We start from the raw sequence: 17,306 nt of genomic DNA on the forward strand, positions 1-17,306 counted from the left end.
GAACCGTGTATATGTGGGCGCGAACAGGAAAGGTGGCCATGGCGACGGTCAAGAAACATTATAGCGAGCGCGCGTGGATCGAAGGCTCGTCGGAAAAGCAGCTCGAAGAAGTGGCTTCGCTCGCTGGCATCCTATCCGTGTCCGGTTTCCCCGATCTTCATCCTGGCAAGAACGGGCCGGTCGGCATGGCCGCGACCGCGACGCGGCTTTACCCGCATCTGGTCGGCAACGACCTCGGTTGCGGATTCGGCCTCTACGATCTCGGCATCCCGGTGCGAAAGCTCAAGGTCGAGAAGGCGGAAGAGCGGATGCGCGGCATCGACTTCTCCGCCCCGGACGACGCGGCTGAACGTCTCGCCGCGGTCGGACTGCCATCCGACCTCTATCCGTCCGCCCTTGGCTCCATTGGCGGCGGCAACCACTTCGCAGAACTGACATGTGTCGATGAGACCTTCGGCGACACGGCGCTCGGAGGAAACGTCATGCTTCTTGTCCATACGGGATCGCGTTCGCTTGGAACCGCCGTTTGGGAACACGTGCTGGGCCTGTCTGACGACATCATGGCCGGCCTCGAGGCCTCCTCGGAACTCGGAGCCGACTGGTTCGCCCGCCACGACCAGTGTGTTGTCTGGGCCGCCCTCAACCGACGCCTGATCGCCGAGACCATCGCCGACGCCCTGCGCGGCGACTGCGAGACGATCTGCGATGTCCCCCACAATCTCGTGGTGGCCGATACGGCAGAGGGTGAAACCGTCTATCGGCATTACAAAGGCGCGTCCCGTCTGCGTCCCGGAGAAAGCGCTCCTGTCGCCGGATCACGAGACAGCCTCAGCCATTTAGTGCGTGCGAGTGGCACCGCCGCCTCCGACTTCGGGATCGCGCACGGGTCCGGTCGCAAGAAAGACCGGGCGTCGATGCACAGCCGCAACGGACTGAAGCGCTCCGAACGCGAGGCGCTGCAAAGAACCCAGTTCGGCGGCCGTGTCATCTGCGACGACAACACCTTGCTCGTTGAAGAGCAGGCCTCCGCTTACAAGAACCCACGCCACATCCTCGACGACCTCGTCGCAGCTGGCCTTGTCGAACCGATCTGCTCCCTCAGGCCGATCGTCACATACAAGAAGGCGTCGGAAACCGACCCCGCCGCTCAGCGACGGGCAGACGAGCGAAAGAAGGGCAGGGACCGCGATGCGCGACGTTAACATCTACATCACGGCCGGCGTCGGCCCCGCAGAGTGCCGGATCGCCCTGTCGCGGTGTCTGGACATCATGGAATCGCGCGCTGGTGTCCTCGGGTGCCTTTTCGAGGTCCAGACACTTTTCGAAGGCGACAAGCACGGTCCAAAGTCGGCGATCGTCAACATCGCTGGCGAGAACGCCGAGACGATGGTGGCCGAATATGTCGGCTCTCTGAAATTCGTGTTCGAAAGCCCGCTGCGTCCCTCGCACGGCCGCAAGAACTGGTTCGTCGGCTGCTCGCGTCTCGACCTCCCCGATACGACAGCCGCAGAACCAGATGAGCGTGATCTCGAGTTCGAGTCGTTCCGTGCAGGCGGACCTGGCGGCCAACACCAGAACAAAACAGACAGCGCGGTGCGGGTACGGCATATCCCGACCGGGATCGCGGTGGTGTCGCGGAAGGAACGTTCGCAACATCAGAACAAGAAAGAGGCCATCCGCATGCTGACCCGCATCCTGGCGGCAGCGGCCACGGAGAAGGCGGAAAAGGGCAAACGCTCGGTCTTCATGTTAAACAAGGATGTCGAACGTGGCAACCCCGTGCAGACCATCCGGCTCTAGCACCTCCGTCTTCGTTTACTTCCGGCTACCCTCGGTGTACCACGGGCCTCCAACCGGAGTGCGCGTATGCTGTTTGTCGATGCCGAGGAAAGTCTGAAATCTATGGAAAGGCAGCCGATGGGCGATTTTTACTCGTCCGTCATGTCGGGCGTGCTGTCGCGGATCGGCAAGGCTAGCGCGTACGTTCTCGACCAGAACGCAACGGCGATGTGCGCCAACGTCTTCTTCTCGCGGCCGTCTTCCATTCTAAACGCGCTTGGCTTTGTCCGACTCCCTATGGAGACGGTTTGGATTGAGTATTCCAACATCGCGACGAGGGAAGCGTTCGCCAAGCTCGGAAACGACAACAAATGGGCGGAAGGCAGTGTATTGATCGAGCGATCCGGGCTGCTGTTGACGCAGAAGGACGGCGCGATCGACATGGAGGCGCTGGCGCAGTTCAGGAAAGACGACGGCCGTATCATCGAGCTGCTGACGGCCAAGTGCAGGTTCGACACCACGCCAGGCATAAAGAGCGATCCAACGGAACGTCGGACACCCATGAAAACGGATCACGGAGCAACAGGGCAAGCCAAGAAATACTACGATCTTCTCGCGCGCGACGAAAACGAACTGGCTGCGAAAGACGAGTTGCGAAGACGGTTCAGCGGCTCGTTGCATGCGGACTGGGTCGCTCTGGTATCCATGATCCCCGGTATTGAAAGCCAGCTCCGAACGACGTTATCCGGTCACATCAGCGACATCTTCAACATGTTCTCTACCCAGGTTTTGCCGTCGCTGATCCTGATGAATTGCCGCAACGCCGTCGAACAGGAATTCGTCCCCGCGCCCGCCAAACTCAACAAGGCGCGGCGCGCCAAAGGGAGGCCAGAGATCGGTCCGTACCACATCGTCAAGCTGAAGCTGCGGCCGAAAGTGAGGCGGATGTACGAACAGAACGGCTACTCCGGAGTCCAGATTTCCGGAGGTCTTGTCGTCGGACATTTCAAAGTACGACGAACAGGGGTCTATTGGTGGAGCGGACATCTGCGCCGTGGTGGTCCCGCAAGCAATGCCCCGAGGACCGTTCATATGGTCACACGATAGCGTCCAACCACTCCATGTGCTGTTTGAGTTCCTTGCGGCTGGCCGCAAGCGCTGCGAGACGCTCTTCCTGCTCCGCTGCAAGGGGAACTTCTGTCGTTCCTGTCCTCAATCCAGCGGCTGCCGCTTCCCGTGCCACCCCACAGGCGGCATCTAGGTCGAGGTCGGAAAATGCGGGCGCGTCTTCGGACAGGAGATCGAGAAGCGTCATCCAGCCACGCTCGACGACTGCCGCCGCCTCGTCGTGTACGGCTCGCGCCGCCATTGCGGCATCCTCAAGCGCTCGCCGGGAAGCGTCGATCTTGGCTTCCGCTTCGGAGATCGCCTCGCGCGCTCCCGTAAGCCATGCATCCCGCTCGGCCGGATAAGCGAGGGTCCGCTTGTAGTTGTCCAGTCCCTCTCCAAATCTCGACCATTTCGCCACGAGACGGTCCGAGAAGGAGAACCTCTTTTCCGGCCGCTTCGCGTTCCTTCTGAGGAGATGGGAGAAGATCGGGTCGCTTTCGAAGCCCGCCCTCCTGACCGCAGCCAGTTCTTCCCCGCCGTCCCGTTCGATCTTCTGGACGCTGGCCTTGAGGTGGTAGATATAAGGCCCCCATTCTCCGACCACCGCATCGTGGCGGTCGTCGGCCGAACTCCTTGGCGTCTCCGCCCTCGCCACTGCCGAAGCTTCCTCGATCACCCGGATCGTCTCATGGACCTCGTTTCGCCACGCGACGGCTCTTGCCGCCAATGCCTCGGTGTCGATCACCACTTCCGTGTCCTCGACGTCGACGCACTGGCGAATGGCCGCGATCCGTGTGTCTACCAGAGCGGTCGCGGCGTCGAACACGGCCAACGCCTTGGCCTTGGCGTTCGCGTCGATGCCGCCTTTGCCGAGGAAAGCTCCGTGTCTTTTCATGTCGACAATGATGTCCGTCATCGTATCAGAATCCCGTGATCGTTTCGCCGTCGGTCTTTATGCTCCAGACCGGCGTTATGCGGCCGACCGGCTTCAATCCGACGACCATGTTTGCTATGCGTCCATCGTCCTTCTTGTCGGCGGACAGCTCGGCGAAGGTCTTCTCGTCCACCTGGAGCGCGAACTTCGCGCCCGAGACGATCTTGCCGCTGTCGGCATCGCGGACGGCCCAGTTGACGGGCTCGCCGTCTACCACCGCTTCGACGACGACGAAGAACTGCTTGGTCTTGGGGTCGTCGACGAGGGAACGCCAGAATCCCGGCTTCTCTCCCTTGCGATCGACAATCTTGAACTCGATGAGCGTCGAAAGGGTCGCGTCGAACATGTCGAGTTCCGCCTTGGCGGCCTTGCTCCCCGTTTTGTCGCCCTTGGCCGTGAATTCCTTGAGCCTGGCTTCCAGTCGGCCACGGACCTTGGCGTCTTCCGCCGACAATTCCAGGGCCTTCGGCGTATCGGAGATCGCAGCTGCCACCGAAATCTCCGGCTTGGCGACGACATCGGGCTTTGCCTCGCCCAATGCCGTTTCGATGCTGTCCGCGCGAATACCAAGCGTGTCCACGGCGGCGGCGATTTCGCCGATATCCACCGCGTTCATGTCGGCTGTAACCCCCGGAACCGCTGGCAAGGGCGCGTCGGCTTGCTTTTCGATGAGGGGTTCTTTCGCCGTGGCTGCGACGTCCGGAGCGGCGCTTTCTTCCTTCGGCGCGACGACAGATGGCAACGGCACCGTCTTCACGACAGTCACCGGTACGGCGAGCGGAGGAGGTTCATGCGCAACGTCGGAAATCTCGACTTCGGTCTCTGTCGCCGCCGGAGCGACCGCGACCTTCGCCTCTTCGCCCGAGACCTTGCCGCTTCGCTCCAACGTCATCGCGCCAGCCAAGACCCCAAGTCCGACCACTGATACTGCCGCGAATTGCGGAACCCGTTTGATCGCGGCAAGGGCGACGAGACGTCTAACGCCCTTGAGCGGACGATGCGGAGCAAAGTCATCGACGCTTGGCGGCGGCGGCACTGGAGATTTCACAGGCTTCTGTTGGTTCATGGCTGACCGTGTCTTTCAATATCCACCAATGGTGTCTTGGGAGACGTTGCTATGTCAACAAGGTTGCCCCTGAAAATGAAGACACGAGAAGCAGGGCCGGTGAGGGCGGTCCATGGAGTATCGAGTATGGCGAAAGGCCCCACCGACAACTCGACGACGAGTGCTGGCGAGGCCTTTTCTCATGCGACTGCGAGTATGACTGGCGGAGACGTCAGAGCGCTGCCAGTCCTCCTTTTCGGAAGTCCGCCAGCCAGAGATAGACGTTCCCGAGCGGCACCTTGTTTTCCTCGGCCGCCTGATTGTAATCGTGTCCCGAATACAAAGAGGCCATCACCCGGAGCTTGATTGCCCTTTCTCCGGTTGCGTGTTCTGCCTGGGTCTCCAGAAGCTTGGTATGGAAGCCGTTGGGCAGCGGTACGTGGAAATGGTAGGCGGAAGGGTTTTTCGCTGGCTTCGATGAGGCTTTCGGCATCTTGAGTTCGGATACCGACTTCATCTTGGCTTTGACCGGAGCCTTGGTCTTGATCTTGGCGGCTGCGGTCGATTTTGACTTGGATGCTGGTGCTTTTTTGGTGGGCGCATGCGATTTCGAAACCATTTGTTCCTCCATCACGGATGTTTACGGGGGGAGAATGGCATATTAGATAATTGAAAACAATCGGGGGCGACATTGCGCCCTTCAGGTGACCCCCTGGTTCCGTAGCTGGCATAATGTGCGGAGGGTCCCCCCAACGCAAAGAGACCCCGGACGATGCCGGGGTCTCGATCTTAGTGACTGGTCGGTCAGTTGGCGACGGCCGCCTTCTTCGAACTCTGGAAGTCGACCTTGCCGGTGCCGAGGACGGGGACCTTGCCGATGATCACAGCCGACGGAACCACCAGTTCCTGGAGACCCTTCGCCTTGGCCGCCGTCTTGATCTCCTGGAGCGTCGCGTCTGACTTTTCGGTCAGGACGACGATCTTTTCGCCCTTCTTGGCGTCCAGCAGGTTCACGGCGACCGAGAGCGTACCGGGCCAGATGGAGTTCACCAGCGTCTGCACTTCGGCCAGCGATACCTTTTCGCCCGCGATGTTGGCGAAGCGGCCGGCGCGGTCGACGATGGTCACGAAGCCCTCGGCGTCGATCACCACGACGTCACCCGTGTCGTGCCAGCCATCCTTCGGCGGCTGGAGGACGCCCGGTTCCGACTCCTTGAGGTAGCCCATCATGACGTTCGGGCCGCGGATGAGAAGCTGACCACCCGTCGGCCAGCCGTCAAACGGCTCGAGGCGATGTTCGATGCCCGGCATGAGCCTGCCGACCGACCCCGGCTTGTTGAACATGGGGGTGTTGATCGCGACGATCGGGGCCGCCTCGGTGACGCCGTAACCTTCGAGGATGCGGATGCCGAACTTCGACATGTAGGTCTGGCGGGTCGAGTCGTAGACCTTCTCTGCGCCGGCGAAGATGTAGCGGATCGAGCGGAAGTCGTAGGCGTTGGCGGTCTTCGCGTATCCGTTCAGGAACGTGTCGGTCCCGAAGATGATCGTGGCATTGGACGAGTAGATCAGCTCGGGAACGATGCGGTAGTGAAGCGGCGACGGGTAGAGGTAGACGCAGACACCCGAAACGACCGGCAGAACGAGCCCCCCCGTGAGGCCGAAGGCATGGAACAAAGGGAGAACATTGAACAGCTTGTCGGCGGGCGAGAAGTCGATCCGCGCCGATGCCTGGGTCTCGTTGGCCAGCACGTTGGCATGGGAAAGCGCGACGCCCTTTGGCAGGCTTTCCGAACCGGAAGTGTAGAGGACGACCGCCATGTCGTCCGCTTTGCGGGCCACGAGCGGACGGCGCTTCATCACAGCGGCCACCAGCTTGTCGACCAGCGAGACCGAAGCGCGGACGTCCTCCGTGTAGACGATCTCGACGATCTTGGACATTTCGGCGACGAGGCCCTCGAGCTTGGCCTTCTCGACAAAGGCGCGCGAGGTCAGGACAACCCTTGTCTGCGAAGCTCGGCAGGCGGCAAGGACGCCGTTCGTGCCGGCGGTGAAGTTGATCATCGACGGAACCTTGCCCGACGAAATCACGCCGAGGAAGACCGCGGCAGAACCTGTGGAGTTCGGCAACATGACGCCGACGAGCTGTTCCTTCGCGAACATCTTGCTGAACTTTGCGCCCAGAAGACGCGCGGCGGTCAGCAGCGTGCCGTAGGTCATGTCTCCGGACAGCGGGTCTTGAAGGATGACCTTCTTGTGACCATAGGCGTCGGCGGCCTTGATGACCTCTTCGATGATCGTGCCGGTCTTGCGCGATGTCTGGAAGACCAGATCGGACATGACGTCGTAGAGCGCTGAGCCGGCTTCCTGACGGCGGCGGCGGCCCTTGAGCTGCGGATCGACGGACAGAGGTGCCGGCGACAGGATGGTCACTTTGACCTTCGGGAACAGGCTCTTGGCGATCTGGTCGGGCTTGAGGCGGGAGAAGTGGGTCCGCTCGAGGCCGTCGATGCGGATCGGCACGATCGGGACGCCCGTTTTGTCGGCAACAAGCGCCGCGCCGTCATAGATTTTCATGAGCGTTCCGGTGACCGTGATGCGGCCCTCGGGGAAGATCGCGACCGGGCGTCCGCTTTCGACGACGCGGATCAGGCTGCGTGTCGCCATCGGCTTCGACGGATCGAGCGGCAGGGCGTTGACGATCTTGAGGAACGGCTTGACCCACCACTTCTTGGCGATGTCGGCGTTGATGGCGAATACCGGGTTGAGGTCGGTAAGGGCCATGGCGAGCGCGGCGTCGAGGAAGGAAACGTGGGTGAGAGCGAGAACCGGATTGAGGCCTGCGTTGTCGAGGTTTTCGATACCCTTCACTTCCAGACGGTAGAGGACCCTGAAGAGAACGAACAGGAAGTCGCGCAGCGCCTTGGTCGGCAGGAATACGAACATGGCGACCGAAGCGGCGATGCAGAGGACGCCGAGGACGGCGGAGACGAAGCCGATCGACGCGCCGGCTGCCTGAAGACCGCCGATCAGGGCGGCACCCGCCGCGATGAAGGCAGCGTTCAAGATATTATTGGCTGCCACGACGCGCGCTCGACGTTCGTTGCCTGCCCACGCCTGGATGGCCGCGAAAGTCGGAACCGACACGAACGCGCCGAAGAAAGCCATCATCGAGATGTCGAAGGCGAGACGGATCGACGTCGACATGGAGAAGAAGTCGACGAGGCCGATTGTCTTGGCGGCTTCCGGCGCGAGGCTTGTGGCGTAGCCGAAGTCCAGCGCGAAGAGGCCGGCGATGAAGGTTCCGAAGACTGCGGGAAGAAGGATGATGCGGCCACCGGAGAGCCATGCGGCGGCAGCCGAGCCGAGCGCGATGGAGACGGCGAAGATCGCCATGTATGCGGTGACGGCCGTTTCATCTCCACCGAGCGACTGAACGGCCGGGGGCAGGATGGAAAGCGTGATCGCGCCGACGAACCAGAAGAACGACACCATCAGCGACGCGCGCAGCAGGCGGCTGTCGCGGCCCAGTTCCCGCAGATAGCGGATCGAGGAACGGAGGACGTTGAGGTCGATCGTCAAAGTCGGATCGGCGGCCTTGGTCGACGGTATCATGCGGCTGACGGCGTAGCATCCGATGGCGAACACGACGATCAGCGTCGCGAACGGGGCTGTTGCCGTTTGGGCGACCTTGAAGGTCACTCCCGCGAACACGGTGCCGACGAGAATGGCCACGAACGTCGCTCCTTCGATCCAGGCGTTCGCCTTGCTAAGCTTGTCGAGCGGTAGGTGGTCCGGGAGGATTCCGTACTTGAGCGGACCGAACAACGCCGATCCGACACCGAACAGGAACACAGCGGTCATCATGACCGGAACCGAATGCATCGAGAAGCCAACCGCGGCGACGATGGCAGCGCCGATCTCGAGGAACTTCAGCTTGCGGGCGACCCATGCCTTGTCGAACTTGTCGCCCAGCTCGCCGCCGAGGCCGGAGAGAAGGACAAAGGGAAGCATGAAGATCGCGCCTGCGGCGGTGATATAAACCGCGCCCGACTGGTGGCCGATGGTGGCCAATACGAAGAAGGTTAGGAAGGACTTTAGGTAGTTATCATTGAAGGCGGCAAGAGCCTGCGTAAGGAAGAGGGGCATGAACCTCTTCGAGAAAATCGTACTGTCGGACATATTCGTTTGGACCCTGTTGACTGCTCGTCGCTGTCGGGCGTTAAATTAACGGTAACAGCGTTATCCATCAGTCTGTGACCAGACCCCATCGGCCGCAAGATAAAAAATAACAGTGTGATCTCTATTTTTGGAGTACGGAAATGCCCGCGATGAGTCAGGAGCAAATCGACGCCAGGAGGCGGATGATAATCGATGCCGCCGAGGCGCAGATCGCGCAATCTGGCCTGGCGTCTGTTTCCGCCCGCACGGTGGCCAAGAACGTCGGTTTCTCGACGGGCCTGATCTACGCCCACTTCGATGATTTCGACGAGGTCATCCTGCGGGCGAACTCCCGTTTCATCGCCAAGCTTGATGCGGCACTGGCCGAAGCGTCAATCCCCTCGGCGTCCGTGACTGACACATATGTGGCGTTGGCGCTCACATATCTGCGGGTCGGCCTGGAGCATCGACGTCAGTGGGCGGCTCTCTTCGAGCATCGGATGGCGGAGGGGAAGTCGCTCCCCGAATGGCATCTGGAGGAACATCTTCGCATGTTCAGACATATCGCCGAGCCGCTGCGTGAGCTGGCACCGAAACTCTCTGAGGGGGAACGCTATTCGTTGGCGCGGGCGATATACTCGGCCGTCCACGGGGTCGTCTCTCTGAGTATAGAAACCAGACTGGGTGAAGTTCCGGTGGAAGAATTGAAGCGCCAGCTGACCTTGATCGTCACGTCGCTGGTCGCCGGCCTTGAGAAGACCTTAGCCGGGTAACGTACCGTTAAAGCGTCACCCACTGGTCGCGTGTCTCAGATGCCTTGACGGCCAGCGGCAGGAGTTTCGCCACGATCGTCGCTCCCGCCTCCCGCCTATGCACACCCGTGAGAAGTCGCCCGCCTGCGAGGTGGTAGCAGCCGCCCGGCACGAACCTGACGAGAAAGCCGCCGTCTTCGGCAGCGGCCTTCGCTTTCCGCTGGCGTCGCGGTGCCATCGCGTCAGAGCCTCGCGTTGACGGTGCTGACGCCAGGCTTGATGCGGTAGTGTTCGGACGGTCGCGACGACCGTGGATTGGGCTTGATTCCGACCAGCTCCAGCATCTCGTTCTCGATCACCTTGCGGCGGAAGTTCTGTCCAAGGGATTTCGTACCGACCACCTTGGAGTAGACCTCGTTGAGCTCGGGGATCGTGAACTCGTCTTCGAGCAAGTAGGCTGGCAGCACGGACCATGCTCCCTTGCCGCGCAGACGCTCGACGGCCGCCTCGACCATGTCGTTGTGGTCGAAGGGCAGATCGGGGACCTTGTCCACGGGAACGAGCACCAGTCCGTGGGAGAGGGCGTCGGCGGCGATCAGTTTCGCCAGCGGCACCAGTGCGATATAGGTGACGCTGATCGACGGCCATCGCGTGTCGCGCGGTCCACCCTTTTTGTTGGTCGCCCCCGAGAAGCTATAGAGCTGTTCGAAGTAGATGTCGGACAGCCCGGCTTTGTCGCGTAGCGAGCGCGTCACCACCGCTTCGAGATTGGCGTCCTTGTTTCCGTCCATGATCGCGCCGACGAGCGCGAGCCGGCCGTGTTCGAACGCGGCTTCGCGGGGAGCCAAGGCGATATGCAGTCCGTCTTCCTTCAAGGTGATCAGGACCGTATCCACGTTGACCTTGACTTCGCCGTGTCCGCTGCGCGGCTCCGTGCTGGCTTTGTCCGGCGTTGTTCCGAACCCGTGGGCAGTAGCTTCCGACGCAAGTGACATGACGTTTCCTTTTCCCAAAAAAATTCCGTTCCAAGGGTGTAGCATGGGGTGGTCCGCAAAGCAAAGTTTAAAATACACTTTGCACTTTACAAGCGCTTCGCCGTATGCAAGTCTGTAATCACCAAAGGTAAGCCGCAGCGAGAAAGCCGTCCGTCAAGGTCCGCACGTCGCCGGGAAACCAAGATCACCCAAGGAACACAATGATGGACGCTGTCGAGATACTCTCGATCGGCGAGGGCGAAGCTTTGTCGCTTTTCCCTGGGCCGAAGTCTTCGATTAAAAAGCGCTTCCGCGAGCTTGCCCAGGCATGGCATCCGGACGTCAACAGGCATCCCAAGGCCCTTGAGGTCTTCGCCCACATCAGCCGTCTGCACGATATCGCGACGGGCCGCGCGAAAACCTCGGCCACAGCGCCGCGGCCGGCCGCTGCGAAGACCTGGAAGCTTATGGATACGGGCGAGATCGCGGTTCGCGCCAAGGCGGTCCACAAGGGGCCGCTCGGTGACGTGATCGTGACCTCTGGAACCGTCGCGTACGAGACGGTGACGGGCTTCGAAGACGTCGCGGACGCCGAAGAGGCTGCCGTCGGGTCGTTCCGCTACGCATCGGACGCGATGAAGAAGGCGATGGAACACTTCCTGCCCCGCTTCAAGCGCCGGATCGACGCCGTCGGGATGAGGGTCAACGTCTTCCACAGGCCCGCCGACACCGTCCTGCTGACGGACCTCGCCCGGCACATGGGAGGGCGTGTCCCGCCAAAGCATGTCGCCTGGATCGTTTCGTCGCTCGAAAACATGGCCTGCTACCTGAATTACCTCGGTGTCTGCCACGGCGCGATATCGGCGGAGAACGTCCTCGTCAGCCCCGCCATGCATTCGATCATCCTCGTCGGCGGATGGGGATATGCGACACCCTTCGGCAAGCGGCCCAAGGCCCTGCCGGAGCGGACACTTTCCCTCGTCCCGCGCCTTGCGGTGGCGGGTGAGACGGCCGACCCCAAGGTCGACCTGGCCCTGATCAGGGCAACGGCGATGGAACTCCTGGGAACGTCGGGTGGCGGCGGTCTCACGCTGATGAAGGACGTTCCGGATGCCCTGCGCATGTGGCTTTCCCTGCCTCCCGGGGAAAACGCCGTCGAGGACTACCAATCCTGGGAGAGGTGCCTCGTGGAATCCTTCGGGCCACGGAAGTTCGTGAAACTGGAAGTCAATCCGGCCGACGTCTACGCGGCCAAGTGAAAAAGGAGCTTTGAAATGGGTAACAGCAGAATGAATTCGCAGGATTGGGCGAGCTATAACTCGACGCACACTGCGGGAAAGACAAGGTCGCAGGCATTCGGCGTCAGGGAAATGCAGGATGCCTACAATCCTGCGAAGATTTCGGTTCGCGAAAGCCGGGACTCGGCGGCCAATCCGAACTCCACGCCGATTATCCTCGGATGCGACGTAACCGGCTCGATGGGCATGATCGCCGATCAGCTCGTGCGTACAGACCTCATCAAGATCGCCGAGGGTATCTACGACCGCAAACCCATTCCCGACCCCCATATCGCTGTCCTCGCGATCGGTGATGCCGAGACCGACAGGGCCCCACTTCAGGCGACGCAGTTCGAAGCTTCGGTCGCGCTTGGATCGCAGCTTCAGGGCCTCTACCTGGAGGGGAACGGGGGCGGCAACGATGGTGAAAGTTACTCGCTCGCACACCTTTTCGCCGCCACGAAGACGGTATCGGATTCGATCGAAAAACGGGGCACAAAAGGCGTCTTGATTACGATCGGTGACGAACCTATCCACGACGACATCGACGGCGACCACCTCGCCAGGATCATGGGCGCGCAGTTCTCGCAATCGATGACCAAGCGCCAATGCGTCGATCTCGCAAGCCAAACTTACGAAGTCTTTCATATCGTCCTGGCGAACGAAGGGTATGCAAGCCGCGGCCTGCGTCGCGTCCTCGAAACCTGGAACGAAATCCTACCGCAGCGTGTCATCCAGCTCGCCGATGTCACCAAGCTGTCAGAGGCCATCGTCTCGATCCTGCAGGTGATCAACGGCGAGCGGAAGGAAGACGTCGCGGCGTCGTGGGGCAGCGGCAGTTCGATGGTCATCTTCAACGCCATCAAGGACCTCGCCGTCACCAAGCGCAACAAGGGAGTGTCGAGGCTCGCCTGAGCCCCGGCATTCCCAGATTCTCAAAGAAAGGAGACGACAATGGGTGGTGGAAGATGGACAGCGACTGATTGGAACACCTACTCGACGGCGAAGGTCAGCGGAAAGACCACGTCGCAGGTGTTCACGGCAACCGGCATGAAGCCGGAATTCGACCCGGCCATCGTACAGTTCCGCGAAAGCCGGGATTCGGTCGACAATCCGAAATCGCGTCCGATCATCCTCGGATGCGACGTCACGGGATCGATGGGCATGGTTGCGGACACCCTGATCCGCGGCGGCATCAACGATCTCGCCACGGACATCCAGGCGACGAAGGGGATCGGCGATCCCCACGTCATGGTCATGGCGATCGGCGACGCATACTCGGACAAGGCACCGTTGCAGGTCACCCAGTTCGAGGCGGATATCCGGATCGCGCAGCAGACAGGGGACATCTGGCTTGAAAAGGGCGGCGGTATCAACAGCGGGGAGTCCTACGCGCTTGCCCACCTGTTCGCCGCCAAGAAGGTTGTGGCCGACGCCTTCAAGCGCGGACAGAAGGGCTTTCTCTTCACCATCGGCGACGAACCCCCGGTCGGCGTCACCAAGAAGCAGGCAAAGGACTTCCTCGGGATCGATATCGTGTCCGATCTGTCGGCTGCCCAATGCGCTGCGCTCGCGATGTCGGATTGGGCCGTGTACCACGTGATCCTGACCAATGAAGGCTACTGCGCCAGCGGCGGCCGGGAAGCCGTCCTGAAGGCCTGGGAGAAGGTTCTCCCGCAGCGACTGATCCTTCTCGACGACATCACGAAGCTTTCGGAAGCCGTCGTCGCGGCCATCCGCATCGCCGACGGAGCCTCTAAGGCCTCGACCTGCAAGTCGGTCGCCGTCGCAAACGCGGTCGGCTCACTGGTCGAACGTGGCACGCCTTCGGGAGGCGTCGCGCGCCTCGCCTGACGCATTGACAGCACCGATTGACGACAAGACCCGGACGGGTGGTCCGCCCGGGTGACGGCGGAGCCGTGTCCGGTTCCGCGATAGCGAAAGGAACGGGACAATGGCGAAGACGAAGAAGGCATTGGCGGTCATCGGAGCCGCGTACGGCGACGAAGGCAAGGGCCTCATGACAGACAAGCTTGTATGGGAATGCGGCGCGCGTCTGGTCGTGCGGACAAACGGCGGTGCGCAGGCAGGCCACACCGTGACGACGCCGGACGGAAAACGCCATGTCTTCAGTCACCTCGGTTCCGGCGCTCTTGCGGGAGCGAGGACCCATCTCGCACAGTACTTTGTCGCTCATCCGATGTTCTTCCTCGGCGAGCGGGAGCGTGTCTTGTCGCTTGGCGGCGAAGTCGGAATGTCTGCCGATCCCCGGGTGGTCGTGACGACCCCCTTCGACATCCTGGTCAACCAGATCGTGGAAGAGGCCCGCGGGATCGCCCGCCACGGTAGCTGCGGAATGGGTTTTGGCGAAACGATCGAACGGAACCTCCGACCCGATCTGGCCCTGTCTGTCGCCGATCTCACCGCGAGCCGACTTGGCATTGTGTCGAAGCTCGAGCGGATCAGGAGGAACTGGGTTCCAGAACGTTTGCTGGCTCTGGGCATTCTCGAAATGCCCGAGCGCTTCAAGGACATCCTGAAAGACGATGCCGTCATGCGTCGCTTTCTCGACGACTGCGATGCCTTCGTGGAAGCAGTCGACGTTATGGGCGATGCCGACATCGGCGACGGTATCGTCTTCGAGGGCGCACAGGGATTGCTGCTCGATCAGGACTACGGCGCGTTCCCGCATGTGACCCGTTCGAACACGGGCATCCTCAACATGGCGAGTGTCGCCCGCGAGGCCGGCATCGGCACCATCGACGCTACCTACGCGACACGAGCCTATACCACTCGGCATGGAGCGGGTCCGCTCGCGCACGACGGCGATGTCATGGACTACGTCGAGATCGTCGATCCGACCAACATCCACAACGACTGGCAGGGGACAATCAGGGCTGCCCCTCTCGACCTGGATGTCCTGGCTGGCGCGATCCGGTACGACATGGCGCGCGCCGAAGGTATCGACCTCAGCGCCTCGATCGCCGTCACCTGCCTCGATCAGGTAGATGGAGCGGCAGCCCTGTACGCCGGCGACGAGCGGAAGACGGTCTCGGCGAACGGTCTTCTGGAAGCTGTCTGTGATGCGACTGGGCTCGGCGTTTCCTTCGTCTCCGAAGGACCCACCAGGGCAGCCGTGAGCAAAACAAGGAAGGCGCTCGCCGCCTAAGACCTGCGAGCGCCTTGGCGAAGATTGGCGGTCATTCATCTCCGCAAAGAAAAGCCCACCGGCCGTGGAGCCGCTACCCTCGCCGATACACTCGGGGGATACGCCCGTGAACGCGACGCCCGACTACTCGCGGCTCAGGCCGAAATCGATGCGGAAATCGAACGGAGGAACGGTTCATCTGGTTCGATGACGTCTCCGCTCGATAAAAGACCGGGAACTTGATCTGGCGGCAAGGTTCCGTCACTATCCGGCTGGCGGCACCGGGTTGTCCTTTGCCATTGCCGCATGGAAACTCGATACCATCGGGCGGCACAGTGACGAACCGCGGGAGAACGCCATGAGTACGGGCCAGGAATGTATGATATTCGAACACGAACCCGGCGAGTGGTACTACGCGCTCGAGAGCGCGTTCAGCGATGGCGACGAATTCGATTGGCGTGAACAGGCAAGCGCCTATGGTCCTTTCCCGACTTATGATGCCGCCTGCCGACACCTTTCCGACAATCACGCGAACCCCGGCGGCCACACGATGTGGGAACATGCCGATTTCGCCCGGGAACGGGACGACGTCACCGACAGGCTGGTCGCTGAGGCGGCTGCAAACATGAAGATGTTCGAGCGTCCGTCCTACTCCTACCGGGCTTGGTAGGCGATACTACGCGGCCTCCCGACCGTTCCTGATGCGCGTGATGGCGTCCTCGATGGTCGGATGGCTTTCGGTCATCTTTCCATCTCGATGATGCCGCTTTTCGAAATGAAGCTTCAGCCGATCCACGCCGGCCGGGGAAATCCGGAAGCGGATCGATCGGTCGTGCGCCATCACCACCGCACGGGTCAGTCCGTCGTAGTCGTAGGACATCGCCCAATTCCCCTCCGGCACGCCGATCTTGATGCCGTGACGGTCCGGTTTGATCTTCCCGTCGATATGGTGAAATCCGTAAAAAAGGTCCGCGAGCATCTTCGCGCAACACCACTGATCGTCGGACATCCAAGGCTCCCGGTAGAAAAGGTCGTGATCTTCGGACATTTCACTATCTCATGAGTTTGGTTCGCGCAGCAGCCGAACTGACGTCTTTATTTAATTCTGACGGGTTGCCCGCCCGCCGTCAATATTCTTGTGTTCAGCCATGCCTGAAACGCGACGTGTCGTTTTAATTCAAGAACTCAGTTGACGACTTCAAATTTGTAGACGCCAAATAAGAGCATCAGCTCAATCGAAGTCTTTAATTTGCCCCGCTTCAGCATTCACCCCGACATCTGCTCGACCGACGGATGGCGCGAAGCCATCGACCGCATCGACCCCGAATTTATGCCCAATCTCGAACTAGCCCTCCGTCGGATGGACTTCGCGACCTGCTTCGACAAGGATTCCGAAGAGGCCACGAAGGTCGGCCAAAAGGTCCTCTCTCCGGTCATCATGAACCAGCAGATAGAAAACACGCTGGTGCTGCGCGGTTTCGAAAAGAAGCTCACCTCGGAAAACTACTATCCCGAGACCACGGCCGACTCCAAGCGGCTGCGCGACATCCCGCACAAGGATCGGAAGGCGTTTCTCGCACAGGAGGCGATCCCTTATCAGGAAGGCTGGATAGAAGGCGACTTCTTCAAGAAGGGTCTTCTGCTGGAGGTCCAGTTCGGCAAGTATCCGTTCGTCGACTGGGACATCGACAAGTCCATCCAGTTTTTCCGGCGCAACCGGATCATAGGCGGCTGTGTTCTTGTTCCCATGCCGTCCACACAGTCTCTCATGTCGACTGGCCCAGCCAACTGGCAAACCGCCCAATGGATGTTTTACGAAAAGTATTTGGACCTGACTCTCGAGTTTCCGCTCGCCCTTATCGGACTTGAGGTCGATCTGTCTGGACCGCTTCCGAAAGGTGCGAAGAAGCCCAAGCCGCAGAAGGTCGACAACCAGCTCTGCTTCGCTTGCTGATCGTTCCCACTGAATCAAAATCTAACCCGACAGCATGTTTCCGTCCAGCCAAACAATCCGTTGGCTAGGCGGTCGGCTGTGCGATGTGCTCAGGCGCTGTCGGCCGCCATACCTCCAGGCTCAAGACGCCGACTCTGACCCGTTGACATAAGATGAGGGGTCCAGGATCGTG

At 61.0% G+C, this 17,306-nt stretch carries 17 protein-coding genes; 10 read left to right on the forward strand and 7 right to left on the reverse strand.

Features of this window, described 5'->3' with window-relative positions:
• Positions 1–38: 38 nt before the first annotated feature.
• From FHT76_RS07640 to FHT76_RS07650, 3 genes are all read left to right on the forward strand, one after another.
• The gene (locus FHT76_RS07640; protein ID WP_259185202.1) at positions 39–1,202 is read left to right on the forward strand and encodes an RNA ligase RtcB family protein; all 1,164 of its coding nucleotides are present in this window, start codon (positions 39–41) and stop codon (positions 1,200–1,202) included.
• Positions 1,189–1,800 (forward strand): peptide chain release factor H, encoded by a 612-nt coding sequence (gene prfH, locus FHT76_RS07645; protein WP_259185203.1) that lies wholly within the window; start codon positions 1,189–1,191, stop codon positions 1,798–1,800. The genes FHT76_RS07640 and prfH overlap by 14 nt, the downstream gene beginning before the upstream one ends.
• A gap of 66 nt (positions 1,801–1,866) precedes the next feature.
• Complete coding sequence (locus tag FHT76_RS07650; protein WP_259185204.1) at positions 1,867–2,886, forward strand: hypothetical protein; 1,020 nt, start codon at positions 1,867–1,869, stop codon at positions 2,884–2,886.
• Here FHT76_RS07650 and FHT76_RS07655 read toward each other — a convergent pair.
• From FHT76_RS07655 to FHT76_RS07670, 4 genes are all read right to left on the reverse strand, one after another.
• The gene (locus tag FHT76_RS07655) at positions 2,876–3,805 is read right to left on the reverse strand and encodes a hypothetical protein (RefSeq protein ID WP_259185205.1); all 930 of its coding nucleotides are present in this window, start codon (positions 3,803–3,805) and stop codon (positions 2,876–2,878) included. The genes FHT76_RS07650 and FHT76_RS07655 overlap by 11 nt on opposite strands.
• Positions 3,806–3,809: 4 nt before the next feature.
• Positions 3,810–4,889 (reverse strand): DUF6384 family protein, encoded by a 1,080-nt coding sequence (locus tag FHT76_RS07660; RefSeq protein WP_259185206.1) that lies wholly within the window; start codon positions 4,887–4,889, stop codon positions 3,810–3,812.
• A gap of 211 nt (positions 4,890–5,100) precedes the next feature.
• Entirely contained in the window at positions 5,101–5,487 is a 387-nt protein-coding gene (locus FHT76_RS07665) for a helix-turn-helix domain-containing protein (RefSeq protein ID WP_259185207.1), read from the reverse strand.
• Positions 5,488–5,672: 185 nt separating this feature from the next.
• On the reverse strand, positions 5,673–9,050 hold the full coding sequence (locus FHT76_RS07670) for an acyl-[ACP]--phospholipid O-acyltransferase (RefSeq protein WP_259185208.1): 3,378 nt from the start codon (positions 9,048–9,050) through the stop codon (positions 5,673–5,675).
• A 149-nt stretch (positions 9,051–9,199) separates the two neighbouring features.
• Here FHT76_RS07670 and FHT76_RS07675 point away from each other — a divergent pair, with 149 nt between their 5' ends.
• Positions 9,200–9,802, forward strand: coding sequence for a TetR/AcrR family transcriptional regulator (locus FHT76_RS07675; protein ID WP_259185209.1), 603 nt, complete (start codon positions 9,200–9,202; stop codon positions 9,800–9,802).
• 7 nt (positions 9,803–9,809) lie between these two features.
• Here FHT76_RS07675 and FHT76_RS07680 read toward each other — a convergent pair whose 3' ends face one another.
• Both FHT76_RS07680 and FHT76_RS07685 read right to left on the reverse strand, forming a co-directional pair.
• Entirely contained in the window at positions 9,810–10,019 is a 210-nt protein-coding gene (locus FHT76_RS07680) for a hypothetical protein (RefSeq protein WP_259185210.1), read from the reverse strand.
• Positions 10,020–10,023: 4 nt separating this feature from the next.
• Positions 10,024–10,776, reverse strand: coding sequence for an NrtR DNA-binding winged helix domain-containing protein (locus tag FHT76_RS07685; protein WP_259185211.1), 753 nt, complete (start codon positions 10,774–10,776; stop codon positions 10,024–10,026).
• Between the two features lie 200 nt (positions 10,777–10,976).
• On the opposite strand from FHT76_RS07685, the gene FHT76_RS07690 reads away from it, so the two are divergent.
• From FHT76_RS07690 to FHT76_RS07710, 5 genes are all read left to right on the forward strand, one after another.
• Positions 10,977–12,014, forward strand: a complete 1,038-nt coding sequence (locus FHT76_RS07690; RefSeq protein WP_259185212.1) for a J domain-containing protein — start codon at positions 10,977–10,979, stop codon at positions 12,012–12,014.
• Positions 12,015–12,029: 15 nt separating this feature from the next.
• Positions 12,030–12,947, forward strand: coding sequence for a hypothetical protein (locus FHT76_RS07695; RefSeq protein WP_259185213.1), 918 nt, complete (start codon positions 12,030–12,032; stop codon positions 12,945–12,947).
• A 39-nt stretch (positions 12,948–12,986) separates the two neighbouring features.
• Complete coding sequence (locus FHT76_RS07700; protein WP_259185214.1) at positions 12,987–13,886, forward strand: hypothetical protein; 900 nt, start codon at positions 12,987–12,989, stop codon at positions 13,884–13,886.
• A gap of 100 nt (positions 13,887–13,986) precedes the next feature.
• On the forward strand, positions 13,987–15,201 hold the full coding sequence (locus FHT76_RS07705) for an adenylosuccinate synthetase (RefSeq protein WP_259185215.1): 1,215 nt from the start codon (positions 13,987–13,989) through the stop codon (positions 15,199–15,201).
• Between the two features lie 337 nt (positions 15,202–15,538).
• Complete coding sequence (locus tag FHT76_RS07710; protein ID WP_259185216.1) at positions 15,539–15,850, forward strand: hypothetical protein; 312 nt, start codon at positions 15,539–15,541, stop codon at positions 15,848–15,850.
• Between the two features lie 6 nt (positions 15,851–15,856).
• Here the strand turns inward: FHT76_RS07710 and FHT76_RS07715 are convergent, their stop codons facing one another.
• The gene (locus tag FHT76_RS07715) at positions 15,857–16,228 is read right to left on the reverse strand and encodes a hypothetical protein (protein WP_259185217.1); all 372 of its coding nucleotides are present in this window, start codon (positions 16,226–16,228) and stop codon (positions 15,857–15,859) included.
• Between the two features lie 201 nt (positions 16,229–16,429).
• Here FHT76_RS07715 and FHT76_RS07720 point away from each other — a divergent pair, with 201 nt between their 5' ends.
• Positions 16,430–17,134, forward strand: a complete 705-nt coding sequence (locus FHT76_RS07720) for a hypothetical protein (RefSeq protein WP_259185218.1) — start codon at positions 16,430–16,432, stop codon at positions 17,132–17,134.
• Positions 17,135–17,306 lie beyond the last annotated feature (172 nt).

This window comes from Rhizobium sp. BK176 (assembly GCF_024808055.1).

Excerpts from the sequence above, each read along its gene's own strand:
- FHT76_RS07695 (WP_259185213.1), top strand. The coding sequence starts at position 12,030 with ATGGGTAACAGCAGAATGAATTCGCAGGATTGGGCGAGCTATAACTCG.
- FHT76_RS07670 (WP_259185208.1), bottom strand. The coding sequence starts at position 9,050 with ATGTCCGACAGTACGATTTTCTCGAAGAGGTTCATGCCCCTCTTCCTT.
- FHT76_RS07680 (WP_259185210.1), bottom strand. The coding sequence starts at position 10,019 with ATGGCACCGCGACGCCAGCGGAAAGCGAAGGCCGCTGCCGAAGACGGC.
- FHT76_RS07715 (WP_259185217.1), bottom strand. The coding sequence starts at position 16,228 with ATGTCCGAAGATCACGACCTTTTCTACCGGGAGCCTTGGATGTCCGAC.
- FHT76_RS07700 (WP_259185214.1), top strand. The coding sequence starts at position 12,987 with ATGGGTGGTGGAAGATGGACAGCGACTGATTGGAACACCTACTCGACG.
- FHT76_RS07640 (WP_259185202.1), top strand. The coding sequence starts at position 39 with ATGGCGACGGTCAAGAAACATTATAGCGAGCGCGCGTGGATCGAAGGC.
- FHT76_RS07705 (WP_259185215.1), top strand. The coding sequence starts at position 13,987 with ATGGCGAAGACGAAGAAGGCATTGGCGGTCATCGGAGCCGCGTACGGC.
- FHT76_RS07650 (WP_259185204.1), top strand. The coding sequence starts at position 1,867 with ATGCTGTTTGTCGATGCCGAGGAAAGTCTGAAATCTATGGAAAGGCAG.
- FHT76_RS07655 (WP_259185205.1), bottom strand. The coding sequence starts at position 3,805 with ATGACGGACATCATTGTCGACATGAAAAGACACGGAGCTTTCCTCGGC.
- prfH (WP_259185203.1), top strand. The coding sequence starts at position 1,189 with ATGCGCGACGTTAACATCTACATCACGGCCGGCGTCGGCCCCGCAGAG.
- FHT76_RS07665 (WP_259185207.1), bottom strand. The coding sequence starts at position 5,487 with ATGGTTTCGAAATCGCATGCGCCCACCAAAAAAGCACCAGCATCCAAG.
- FHT76_RS07675 (WP_259185209.1), top strand. The coding sequence starts at position 9,200 with ATGAGTCAGGAGCAAATCGACGCCAGGAGGCGGATGATAATCGATGCC.
- FHT76_RS07685 (WP_259185211.1), bottom strand. The coding sequence starts at position 10,776 with ATGTCACTTGCGTCGGAAGCTACTGCCCACGGGTTCGGAACAACGCCG.
- FHT76_RS07690 (WP_259185212.1), top strand. The coding sequence starts at position 10,977 with ATGATGGACGCTGTCGAGATACTCTCGATCGGCGAGGGCGAAGCTTTG.
- FHT76_RS07660 (WP_259185206.1), bottom strand. The coding sequence starts at position 4,889 with ATGAACCAACAGAAGCCTGTGAAATCTCCAGTGCCGCCGCCGCCAAGC.
- FHT76_RS07710 (WP_259185216.1), top strand. The coding sequence starts at position 15,539 with ATGAGTACGGGCCAGGAATGTATGATATTCGAACACGAACCCGGCGAG.